Consider the following 10207-nt stretch of genomic DNA (forward strand, 5'->3'; position numbering starts at 1 on the left):
GGACGTGGGGGTTCAAGTCCCCCCCCTCGCACCATAAACCACGTTGATATTGCTCGCACTGGGCGAAGGTGGCGGAATTGGTAGACGCGCTAGCTTCAGGTGTTAGTGTTCTTACGGACGTGGGGGTTCAAGTCCCCCCCCTCGCACCAACGAGGCGATATCAAAAAGTAAGATGACTGTGCGAAGGTGGCGGAATTGGTAGACGCGCTAGCTTCAGGTGTTAGTGTCCTTACGGACGTGGGGGTTCAAGTCCCCCCCCTCGCACCAATTATCTTACCTTCCTCTCCAGAACATTCGTGATTATTCATCCCTGATTCCAGTTCATCATCACCAGCATCATTCCGCCGATCAACACAACGCATGATGGTAACAATACAAAGTGCCGCAAATGTTTGTGATAAAGCATAGCCGGTGTCAGCAGTAACCCGAATACAATAATGATCTTCCATGCCCCGAGAGAAAGATCGGCAAACGCCAGCCCGGCAATCACGATCCCCGACAGCAAGACACCCCATCCACTGCCCAGCGCCCGTTGCAACATGGTTTCACCTCTCATACCGATAATGATAACCAATATCATATGATAAATTTTCTCATTTGTCAGTAATCCATAGACCACTTACATGAGCTTTACTTAAGTAATGATGACACGAATTATTTAAGGTGATAAATTGCACAGCGGTAAACATAGAGACACAATAATCTGAACTTAAGCGAGCATCTTCTCGCCCATTATTTGTGTGACCTGAACAGTGTAATTGTTAGATAAATAATGACGTTAAGATATGACTGCACAATCCTGGCAAACTCTGCGCACGAAAAAATACCAACTCTCTCTGCGACTCTTTTTGTTTCTCAACGCTGTTTCCGCGTTGTTTGCCGTAGCCTTTCCGATCTTTCCCAGTAAAACCATCTCCACACCAGGATCTCTCATCCTTGTGCTGAGCACTGCGTTACTGACATGGCATGTAAAGTATGCGAAGAAGCGGATTAATCTCCATGCTATCTCGCTACTCTTTGGTGGGTTATGGGCAGCGCACATTACGCTGAAATACCTGGCTCAGCAGAATCCTGACTATTCTTTTTTACTGGTTGCACTGCTGACGGTGTTATTTATTGGCTCAATTGCTTTTGCCAATAATATCATCGCTTTCACCCTTCATTCGCTGCCATCCTTATTCGTCTGTTTATGGCTAAACGGCCACGAACATGGCCTGCAGTTACTCTTTTTTATGGCCCTGCCCATGGCCGGTATCGCGATTCAGCATGTGATTCAAAAGCGCTATGACGACTTCGCCCAGCAACTGATGTTCAAACTGCTCGCCGAAAAAGAGACACTGACTGACCTGAGCATGCTTGACCCATTAACGGGCCTGTACAATCGGCGGGGGCTCCAGCATAAGCTGAAAGCCGTGCTGGAACTCGACACGCATGAACATTACGTTTTACTGATCGACATCGACCATTTCAAAGCCTACAACGATCACTATGGGCATATGATGGGCGATCAGGCGCTGATCCGCGTTTCTGCTGCGATCCGCAACGCTGTGCGTTCACGTGATGTCGTCGCCCGGTTTGGGGGGGAAGAGTTTATGGTGTTACTGACGGCGATCGACCCACAAACCGCCCGCACGGTAGCGGAACGCATCCGACAGAATGTTTACGATCTCAAAATTCCCCATATGTTCAATGAAAGCGTCGCAACTCACGTCACGATCAGTATCGGTATTGCGCCTCTGGTGGGGAGCGATGTCGAAGGAGCCATTCTTCATGCCGATCAGGCGCTCTATAAAGCTAAGGATTTGGGTCGTAACCATATTTTAGTCAGTGACGATCCGGGTATCGCCTGACGAACGATGGCGCATTCGTGCGCCGTTAAACGTCAGCTGACAAAGATCTTGCTATCGGTTATCGCTATCGTTAGGATTGGCAATCATTATCATTTAGATTACTATCCAGACTATGACCTATCGTTCCGCACCGATCATTGACGATGTCATCTGGCGAACGCATCTCCAGCCACAGATGCCCTCGCTGGCCGAAGCCGTACGCGCAACCATAGCCCAGACGCGTGAGCATCTGCTGGATTTTATCCGTCTGGATGAACCCGCACCACAAAGTGCGATGACGCTGGCACAATGGTGTCGCCCCTGCGAGCTTCAGTCTCTGCTGGCAATTTACTCCGATCATATTTATCGCAACCATCCCACGCAATCGCGCGAAAATAAGCCGCTAATCTCGCTGTGGGCGCAGTGGTACATCGGTCTGATGGTACCTCCCCTCATGCTTGCCCTGCTCACGCAGGAAACAGCCATTGATGTCTCGCCCGAACATATCCACGTTGAGTTTCACGAAACCGGGCGTGCTGCGTGCTTCTGGATCGACGTACATCAGGATCAACTGGCGACAACGCAATCCCCGCAGGCACGCATGGAAACGCTGGTTAAGCAGGCGCTGACGCCGGTCATCCAGGCACTAGAGGCGACCGGAGAGATCAACGGCAAACTTATCTGGAGCAATACCGGCTATCTGATTAACTGGTATCTCACTGAAATGAAACCGCTGCTGGGTGAAACATTGTTGAATACGCTGCGCCAGACCTGCTTCTTTGAAAAGCAGTTGTCCTGTGGGGCTGACAACCCGCTCTGGCGTACGGTCGTCCCTCGTGAAGGCGTCTTGGTACGCAGAACATGCTGTCAGCGTTATCGTCTGCCGGACGTTCAGCAGTGTGGTGACTGTACGCTGAAGTAGTCAGGGAGCGTTCGCCCCCTGATGATAACTACGCAATCTGCTCGTTTTCCGCGTCTGAACGTTGTGCCTCTTCCGCCTCTTGTTCCAGCAGTTGCTTCTCGTACACTTTAAAGAATGGGAAGTAGATGACGGCTGAAACGATTGCCAGAAGCACCACCAGAATTGCAGCACGATAATCCCAGCCTAATGCCCACGCGGCTCCGACTGGCGCTGGCGCAGTCCATGGCACAACCGAAATTACACGACCAATCAGATCCAGTTTCATCGCCGCCCATGCCAGCACGGCGTTCACCATCGGCGCTAACAGGAAAGGAATAAAGAATACCGGATTCATAACAATTGGCGTACCGAAAATCACCGGCTCGTTAATGTTAAAGATACTGGGTACTACGCTCAGTCGGCCAATTGAGCGCAGATGTACGGAACGACTGCGCAGATAGCAAATCACCAGCCCCATCGTCGCACCCGACCCGCCAATCACGATGAAGAACGTCCAGAACGCCTCCATGAAAATATGCGGTAACGGTGCCCCCTGCGCCAGCGCTGTCTGGTTCATACCCAGGTTGGTCAGCCAGAACATTTGCAGCATCCCGGAGACGATCGCCGCACCATGAATACCGGCAAACCACAACAGATGGCCAATCAGTACCGCCAGTAAAATCGCTGGCAGAGAATCGGCAGCGGATACCAGCGGTTTGAAGATGGACATAATGGCTTGTGGGATGAGCATGTCGAACTGTGCCTGAATCAGCAGGCTGAGTGGGTATAATGTCAACACCACCACCAGCACCGGTATCAGCAGATCGAATGAGTTTTTGATCATCGGCGGGACCTGATCGGGTAAACGAATGCCGATGTTATGCGCTTTCAGAAAGCGCATCATTTCTACGCAGTAAAGCGCCACCAGAATCGCCGTAAAAATCCCCGTTCCGCCGAGGCTGTCCACAGGCAGAGTGCCTTTTGTTTTAGGCGCGGCGACCAGTAAGAACGCCATGATAGAGAGCATGGCGCACATGAACGGGTCCAACTGATATGACTTGACGTAATGTTTGCCCAGGTTATAGGCAATGGCAGCACAGATGTAGATCGACATGATCCCCATGGTCATATCAAAGGGGGTCAGGATCTGCCCTTCAAACTGCTTAGCCAGATCCAGCCAGGTCCGGGCAAAGCCCCAGGTGGTATCGGGTGAAAACGGAGGATAGGCAAATACCAACAGAAACGATCCGACAATCATAAATGGCATCGCAGAGATAAAGCCGTCACGGATAGCCATAACATGACGCTGTGAAGAAATGCGCCCGGCAATCGGGCTGACATAGTTTTCAACAAACCGGAAAATCACATTAAAGACTGCATGGTTGGTAGATTTCATAAGTGGCTCTTTTTATGTGATACAGAGGAAGTGACAGCTCCAGTATTAATCGCTCTTTCGAGGACTGCAACCGGTTACGGTAACCGGTTTCCGTGAATGTGAAGAGGATCGAAAAATCGCCCATGTTGCTGGTTTGTTACATTAAAATATTTACAGTACTGGAAGACTTATGCCAAATTACGCCAGCAGTTTTCTGAAGCGTTGAGGACTGTAGAAATGGTGTCAGGAGAATCAAATGAGTCTGCAATCGGTACGGCAATTTTTAGCCGAACATGCCCCGGATATTGAAATCATTGAATTAAATCAAAGCACCGCGACGGTTGAGCTGGCGGCAAAAGCGCATAACGTACAGCCCGGACAGATAGCGAAGACCCTTTCGTTGAAGGTTAAGGACGCCATCATCCTGGTCGTCGCCAAAGGCGATGCAAGACTGGACAATAAAAAACTCAAAAGCACTTTCGGTGCCAAAGCCCGTATGCTGAGCAGTGATGAAGTCGTCAACGCGACGGGACATCCCATTGGCGGGGTTTGTCCTTTCGGGCTGGAAACCCCGTTGCCTGTTTATTGTGACGTCTCTTTACGATCGTTCACCGAAGTCCTTCCGGCCGCCGGTGCCACTCATAGCGCAGTGCGTATTACGCCAGAGCGCATGGCTGAGCTGACTTCCGCCACCTGGGTTGATGTGTGCCAGTAAACATCAACCCTTTGCTTTCGCGGCGATTAAAGCAGAATATCCGCCGCATGCAGTAAACTGGCGTCAGAATTGACGCCCAGTTTCGACATCACATTAAACTTGTGCGCCCGGATGGTTTTAATATTTCGCGCCAGTTCTGTCGCGATTTGCGGCATTGAATAACCGCAGGACATGAAGCGCAAAATCTCACGCTCTGTCGGGCTCAGCATACGACTCTGATTGAGATACCAGAGATTGCTGTTACTTTCGCTGATCCGCCGCGTACCGCCTAACGCAGTAAATAACGCCTCCTGCAGCGCGGGGAGCGAAGCGGCTTTGCTCAGTACGCCATCCAACGGTAAGGGCGACAGTGCGCTGATTAAACGCGCTTCAACATCATCATCCGCGATCACCAGGCGACGCATGCCGGGATAATTTTCAGCCAGTTCGATCAGACTCATCAACCCCACCCGCCTGTCTTTTCTGATCGAGGAGAGAGAGAAAATAATGGCAGAAAAAGCAGTCGTACCCATCGCCTGTTGAAAATCATCCAGCGTCAAATAGAGGTGTAATTTATATTGGCTATCAAACGTTGCGTTAAATAAACTCTGAATACCAATACCACTCATAACACATTTTTCTATGAGTGCGACATTTCGCGTACAGTTTCTATTTTCCATTCTGCTGTCTCTCCATATACTGAAGGTAAATTCAGCTCCCTGGCTCCCTGAGAACTGTTAATCCATGCGTACATTTCCGCATTGCTGTGTATTGATAATCGGCGCATCGCGCTATTTTTTTGGGCGCTGATGGTTTTGTTACTTTTTTTAAGTAATGCCGCAATCTGATTAATCCCCCAACCTTTCCCCAGCAGGCGCAGTACTTTTCGCTCTGATAGCGTTAAAAGAATGGCGTGAGAACCAAATTCCAGAGGTTCTAATTCTGGGGGTGACAACAGCATTTTGCTGATTCGGTCAGGGCTGCTGTGTCCCGAGCGGATAGTACTTACCAGACTCTCAATCGGTTCGACATCAGACAGCAGCGTACTGGAGGGGCGCATCAACAATTCGACCGCCTGCGCGTAATACGCGCGCGACACCATGAAAACCCAGTGGATATCACGGTATTGAGAAAGAAGTGCGTAGAATCGCTCGCAGACAGTGCGCGGGTGATGGCAGTCACCGGTTAAATCCACGATCACCAATTCCGTCCGACGCAGTTGTAGTGGCGTGAGTTCTTCTACGACACTACAGATGGTGAGTTCATACTCCGGGAAATGCAGTTGCATAACCCCGTGGAGTCCCGCTTGTATCACGGGAACTTTACTGATGACAATTCCGTTTTTGCAGCATCCTGGCAACATATATCCTCCATATTCATATGCTTTTATCTTTCTGTTATTAATGAATCGCATTTGAATTAACACATACAATTATGCAATACAAAAAACAAAACAATAGACAATATGAATTGTTTATCCCTGGTGTTTTAACGTTAATTCCGTAAAATGCGGTTATACAACTATCACGGGGTATAATACAAGTCGATATTGTCGATAGATACGTCGCATTCCAGAACAGGATATTAAACATTCTTATTTTATATATGAATTTTTTATTTATCCAAATTTGGACAAGCTATTTATTCTTAATATATTCCCGGTATGCCTTCGGAGACAACGCGGCGTGTTTTTTAAAGAAGCGGGAAAAATAGGTAACATCGCTGAATCCCAGATAGTCGGAGATCTGGCTTACCGTCATGCTGGTATATTGCAGGCTACGTTTGGCTTCGAGCATCAACCGCTGATGCAAAACGCTTAATGCACTGCAATGATGAAATTCACGGCATAACTGATTCAGGTAATTTGCGGAAAGCCCGATTCGATGCGCGTATTCTGCCAGGGGAAGATGTTCGCGATAGTGGCTCTCAATCTGCCGGGCAAAAAGGCGTATTGCGCTACGCCGGCGCGCCAGGGTGTCATTCGGTGGCTGAACCGGCAGACGCTGCCGACGAAGCCAGACCAGCAGCGCGCTCAGCAATGAAAACAGCATCATTTCCCGCGCCTCGTTATCCGTCTGATACTCCCTCTGCAAGGCGGAAAACAACGTGCGGATGTGGCTGCGAGACTGAGCCACCGGCACGCACTGAGGGGTAGTGAGCAATGACAACGGCTGTGGGAACTGAGACTCCAGGCGGCCAATCAGCGGTAACGCCAGAGAAAGAACGTAACCTTGCGTTCCGGGGGAAAAGCGAAAACCGTGGACACAAAGCGCAGGGACGACCTGAATACAGGCATCACGCATCACCGTCGTCTGCCCCTCGATTTCAATCGTTGCCTCCCCCCGATGCAAGTAGAGCAACTGGACGATCTCCGCATGCTGATGCACCCTAATATGCCACTCATATAAACTGCTGCGCTGATGAATTGATTCGCAGTGCAGCAGGTCGGGAGTGGGCCATCCCTGGTGTTCACCATACAATTTAAAAACAGGGACAATGTCAGCCGGTGGCATCATTTTTCCTCATTACTCACCAATCTTTTCGTAAGGCAGTCCGACATAGTTCTCCGCGATTGTCGTCAGTCCCGCTTGCGAGCCCAGATAGTACTGACGGTCCGCCTCCTGCATCTTGCGATCAAAATCGCTCTTTCCCTGAAAATCATGCAGCAGATGGGTCATAAACCAGCTGAAACGCTCCCCCTTCCATACCCGGTTCAGGGCCAGTCGGGAATAGGTCGCCAGCAGGTCGTTACGCCCGTACTGATAGTACTGCGTCAAAATACGCCATAAATAATTCACATCGGACGCAGCCAGATTCAGTCCCTTTGCACCGGTCGGCGGCACGATATGCGCCGCATCACCAACCAGAAAGAGCTTGCCATATTGCATCGGTTCCACCACGTAGCTACGTAATGGCGCGATACTCTTTTCAAGTGAGTGACCAGTCACTAACTTCATGGCCAGTTCATCAGGCAGACGCCGTTTCAGCTCGCCCCAGAAACGTTCATCGCTCCAGGAGTCCACCTGTTCGCTGAGCGGGACCTGCAAATAGTAGCGACTTCTGGTTAGTGAGCGCTGACTACAAAGTACAAATCCACGCTCATGATGCGCATAAATCAACTCCGGATTGACTGGCGGCGTATCGGCCAGCAGCCCCAGCCAGCCAAACGGCCAGATGCTTTCGTATTCGCGAATGACATCACGCGGAATACTTTGTCGGGAAACGCCGTGGAATCCATCACACCCGGCAATGAAATCGCACTCAATGCGGCACTTCTCCCCTTCTTTCTCAAACGTGACAAAAGGACGGTCACTTTTAGCATCGTGAATGTCTACTTGCTGAACGCCATAAATCGTAGACGCACCACAGTCGCTACGTGCCTGCATCAGGTCCCGTGTGACTTCCGTTTGTCCGTAGACCATCACGCTTTTGCCGCCGGTCAATTCACTCAGCGCGACGGGAATGCGTTTGCCATCAAAAATAAACTCAACGCCATGATGTACGAGACCTTCGCTGTCCATGCGCTGCGCCACACCAGCTTCCCGCAAAAGCGAAACCGTCCCACTCTCGAGGATCCCCGCCCGGATGCGCCCCAGCACATACTCCGGCGTCTGACGTTCAATGATGAGTGTGCGGATCCCCACCTTATGCAGTAATTGTCCCAGTAGCAGACCGGAAGGTCCTGCCCCAATAATTGCGACCTGAGTTTTCATCACATTCCTCATCTGCATCGTTGATTATTTGTTTAATCAATGTTGAATAAAAGTTTCAAATTGCATTTTTGATAAGCAAACACAGAAAAAGAAGGGCTAAATGCGGTTAAAAATTGCACTTTTCACCGATTTAGCAAAACTGTGGCGCAGTTCAAATTCCGACCGCCGTAGAGCGGGTTCTTTTTTCAACAGAAAGATTGATCTCAGCCGGAGCCAAAAAACGCGCACTTCGTGATACAAAGATGTCTTTCGTCATTCGACAGTACGTAACGCGTCTTTTCAGCCAGGGCGAGTCATGCAAGAAGAGCAGTCATTACAGCGAACGGTTACACGGTTATGCATTCAGTGTGGGCTTTTTTTACTGCAACACGGCGCGGAGAGCGCGTTGGTTGATGAACTCTCTACCCGACTTGGGCTGGCATTGGGGATGGACAGCGTCGAAAGCGCTATCTCCTCCAATGCTATCGTTCTGACCACTATTAAAGATGGGCAATGCCTGACCTCCACGCGAAAAAACCAGGATCGCGGCATTAATATGCACGTGGTCACCGAGGTTCAGCACATTGTCATTCTCGCCGAACACAAGCTGCTGGATTACAAAGGCGTCGAGAAGCGTTTCAGCCAGGTCAGACCCCTGCGCTATCCGCGCTGGCTGGTCGCGTTGATGGTCGGCCTCTCCTGCGCCTGCTTCTGTAAGCTGAATAACGGCGGTTGGGACGGCGCGGTGATTACCTTTTTTGCCAGCATGGTGGCGATGTATATTCGTCAAATCCTGGCGCATCGTCATTTGCATCCACAGATCAACTTTTGCGTCACGGCTTTTGTCGCGACCACCATTTCCGGTCTGATGTTACACCTTCCCGCCTTTAGCCAGACGCCCACGGTGGCGATGGCCGCCAGCGTCCTGCTGCTGGTTCCCGGTTTTCCGCTGATCAACGCGGTGGCGGATATGTTTAAAGGACACATCAATACCGGTCTGGCGCGCTGGGCGATCGCCAGCTTGCTGACGCTCGCAACCTGCGTGGGCGTGGTCATGGCGCTGACACTTTGGGGGCTTCGCGGATGGGTATAATCGATTTCATTCTCGCGCTGATGCAGGACATGCTGCTTTCCGCGATCCCGGCACTGGGGTTTGCGATGGTCTTTAACGTCCCCCACCGCGCCCTGCCCTGGTGCGCGCTGCTCGGTGCGCTCGGTCACGGTTCGCGTATGGTGATGATGACCGCCGGGTTTAATATTGAATGGTCAACGTTTGTTGCCTCACTGCTTGTCGGCAGCATCGGCATCCAATGGTCGCGCTGGTATCTGGCGCATCCCAAAGTGTTTACCGTTGCGGCGGTGATCCCGATGTTCCCCGGAATTTCAGCCTACACGGCAATGATCTCTGCGGTGAAAATCGGCCACTTCGGCTACAGCGAACCGTTGATGATTACGCTGCTGACCAATTTCCTGAAAGCCTCGTCGATTGTGGGCGCGCTTTCGATCGGACTCTCCGTGCCCGGCCTGTGGCTCTACCGAAAACGCCCACGCGTTTAATCGCCGCGGCAGGCGCATCCCTGCCGCTCCTCCTCATCGGTGTGTTACTATAGAAGCAGTGTCCCTTCTCGGTTGTAGTCGGTATTGAGAAACGTTATGTCATCCAGAATTTTGACCCCGGACGTCATTGGTATTGACGCCTTATTACACGATCACCAG

At 50.9% G+C, this 10207-nt stretch carries 11 protein-coding genes and 2 tRNA genes; 7 read left to right on the forward strand and 6 right to left on the reverse strand.

Translation table 11 applies throughout. The annotated features are described in order from the left end of the window. Nucleotides 1-62 precede the first annotated feature (62 nt). Nucleotides 63-149, forward strand: a tRNA-Leu gene (locus AB7E14_RS14425). 31 nt (nucleotides 150-180) lie between these two features. Further along, nucleotides 181-267: transfer RNA gene (locus tag AB7E14_RS14430), tRNA-Leu, on the forward strand. Nucleotides 268-304: 37 nt separating this feature from the next. Here the strand turns inward: AB7E14_RS14430 and AB7E14_RS14435 are convergent. Further along, on the reverse strand, nucleotides 305-580 hold the full coding sequence (locus tag AB7E14_RS14435) for a DUF1435 domain-containing protein (RefSeq protein ID WP_316962079.1): 276 nt from the start codon (nucleotides 578-580) through the stop codon (nucleotides 305-307). A 205-nt stretch (nucleotides 581-785) separates the two neighbouring features. Here AB7E14_RS14435 and AB7E14_RS14440 point away from each other — a divergent pair, with 205 nt between their 5' ends. Both AB7E14_RS14440 and fhuF read left to right on the forward strand, forming a co-directional pair. After that, entirely contained in the window at nucleotides 786-1850 is a 1065-nt protein-coding gene (locus AB7E14_RS14440; RefSeq protein WP_042999330.1) for a GGDEF domain-containing protein, read from the forward strand. Nucleotides 1851-1962: 112 nt separating this feature from the next. Next, a complete protein-coding gene (gene fhuF / locus AB7E14_RS14445) occupies nucleotides 1963-2751 on the forward strand; it encodes a siderophore-iron reductase FhuF (protein ID WP_316962080.1) in 789 nt (262 codons plus the stop codon). A gap of 28 nt (nucleotides 2752-2779) precedes the next feature. Here the strand turns inward: fhuF and AB7E14_RS14450 are convergent, their stop codons facing one another. Then, a complete protein-coding gene (locus AB7E14_RS14450; protein WP_042999328.1) occupies nucleotides 2780-4126 on the reverse strand; it encodes a PTS sugar transporter subunit IIC in 1347 nt (448 codons plus the stop codon). A gap of 235 nt (nucleotides 4127-4361) precedes the next feature. Here AB7E14_RS14450 and AB7E14_RS14455 point away from each other — a divergent pair, with 235 nt between their 5' ends. Next, a complete protein-coding gene (locus AB7E14_RS14455) occupies nucleotides 4362-4820 on the forward strand; it encodes a YbaK/EbsC family protein (protein WP_042999327.1) in 459 nt (152 codons plus the stop codon). 26 nt (nucleotides 4821-4846) lie between these two features. Here AB7E14_RS14455 and bglJ read toward each other — a convergent pair whose 3' ends face one another. From bglJ to pobA, 4 genes are all read right to left on the reverse strand, one after another. Next, a complete protein-coding gene (bglJ, locus tag AB7E14_RS14460; RefSeq protein WP_044253909.1) occupies nucleotides 4847-5479 on the reverse strand; it encodes a DNA-binding transcriptional activator BglJ in 633 nt (210 codons plus the stop codon). Next, the gene (locus tag AB7E14_RS14465) at nucleotides 5440-6162 is read right to left on the reverse strand and encodes a helix-turn-helix transcriptional regulator (RefSeq protein WP_042999325.1); all 723 of its coding nucleotides are present in this window, start codon (nucleotides 6160-6162) and stop codon (nucleotides 5440-5442) included. The genes bglJ and AB7E14_RS14465 overlap by 40 nt, the downstream gene beginning before the upstream one ends. A gap of 274 nt (nucleotides 6163-6436) precedes the next feature. Beyond that, complete coding sequence (locus AB7E14_RS14470) at nucleotides 6437-7312, reverse strand: helix-turn-helix domain-containing protein (protein WP_042999324.1); 876 nt, start codon at nucleotides 7310-7312, stop codon at nucleotides 6437-6439. 12 nt (nucleotides 7313-7324) lie between these two features. Further along, nucleotides 7325-8512 (reverse strand): 4-hydroxybenzoate 3-monooxygenase, encoded by a 1188-nt coding sequence (gene pobA / locus AB7E14_RS14475; RefSeq protein ID WP_316962081.1) that lies wholly within the window; start codon nucleotides 8510-8512, stop codon nucleotides 7325-7327. A 295-nt stretch (nucleotides 8513-8807) separates the two neighbouring features. Here pobA and AB7E14_RS14480 point away from each other — a divergent pair, with 295 nt between their 5' ends. Both AB7E14_RS14480 and AB7E14_RS14485 read left to right on the forward strand, forming a co-directional pair. Then, nucleotides 8808-9584 carry a threonine/serine ThrE exporter family protein gene (locus AB7E14_RS14480; protein WP_042999322.1) on the forward strand — a complete coding sequence of 259 codons (777 nt, stop codon included), beginning with the start codon at nucleotides 8808-8810 and terminating at the stop codon, nucleotides 9582-9584. Further along, nucleotides 9575-10048, forward strand: a complete 474-nt coding sequence (locus AB7E14_RS14485; RefSeq protein ID WP_042999321.1) for a threonine/serine exporter — start codon at nucleotides 9575-9577, stop codon at nucleotides 10046-10048. Before AB7E14_RS14480 ends, AB7E14_RS14485 begins: the two co-directional genes overlap by 10 nt. Nucleotides 10049-10207 lie beyond the last annotated feature (159 nt).

The organism is Citrobacter sp. (genome assembly GCF_050252275.1).
GTDB lineage: Bacteria > Pseudomonadota > Gammaproteobacteria > Enterobacterales > Enterobacteriaceae > Citrobacter_A > Citrobacter_A amalonaticus.

Bases quoted from the DNA above. Each gene is read 5' to 3' on its own strand.
- fhuF (WP_316962080.1), top strand. From the start codon at position 1,963: ATGACCTATCGTTCCGCACCGATCATTGACGATGTCATCTGGCGAACG.
- AB7E14_RS14455 (WP_042999327.1), top strand. From the start codon at position 4,362: ATGAGTCTGCAATCGGTACGGCAATTTTTAGCCGAACATGCCCCGGAT.
- AB7E14_RS14480 (WP_042999322.1), top strand. From the start codon at position 8,808: ATGCAAGAAGAGCAGTCATTACAGCGAACGGTTACACGGTTATGCATT.
- AB7E14_RS14440 (WP_042999330.1), top strand. From the start codon at position 786: ATGACTGCACAATCCTGGCAAACTCTGCGCACGAAAAAATACCAACTC.
- AB7E14_RS14470 (WP_042999324.1), bottom strand. From the start codon at position 7,312: ATGCCACCGGCTGACATTGTCCCTGTTTTTAAATTGTATGGTGAACAC.
- AB7E14_RS14435 (WP_316962079.1), bottom strand. From the start codon at position 580: ATGATATTGGTTATCATTATCGGTATGAGAGGTGAAACCATGTTGCAA.
- AB7E14_RS14465 (WP_042999325.1), bottom strand. From the start codon at position 6,162: ATGTTGCCAGGATGCTGCAAAAACGGAATTGTCATCAGTAAAGTTCCC.
- pobA (WP_316962081.1), bottom strand. From the start codon at position 8,512: ATGAAAACTCAGGTCGCAATTATTGGGGCAGGACCTTCCGGTCTGCTA.
- AB7E14_RS14485 (WP_042999321.1), top strand. From the start codon at position 9,575: ATGGGTATAATCGATTTCATTCTCGCGCTGATGCAGGACATGCTGCTT.
- AB7E14_RS14450 (WP_042999328.1), bottom strand. From the start codon at position 4,126: ATGAAATCTACCAACCATGCAGTCTTTAATGTGATTTTCCGGTTTGTT.
- bglJ (WP_044253909.1), bottom strand. From the start codon at position 5,479: ATGGAAAATAGAAACTGTACGCGAAATGTCGCACTCATAGAAAAATGT.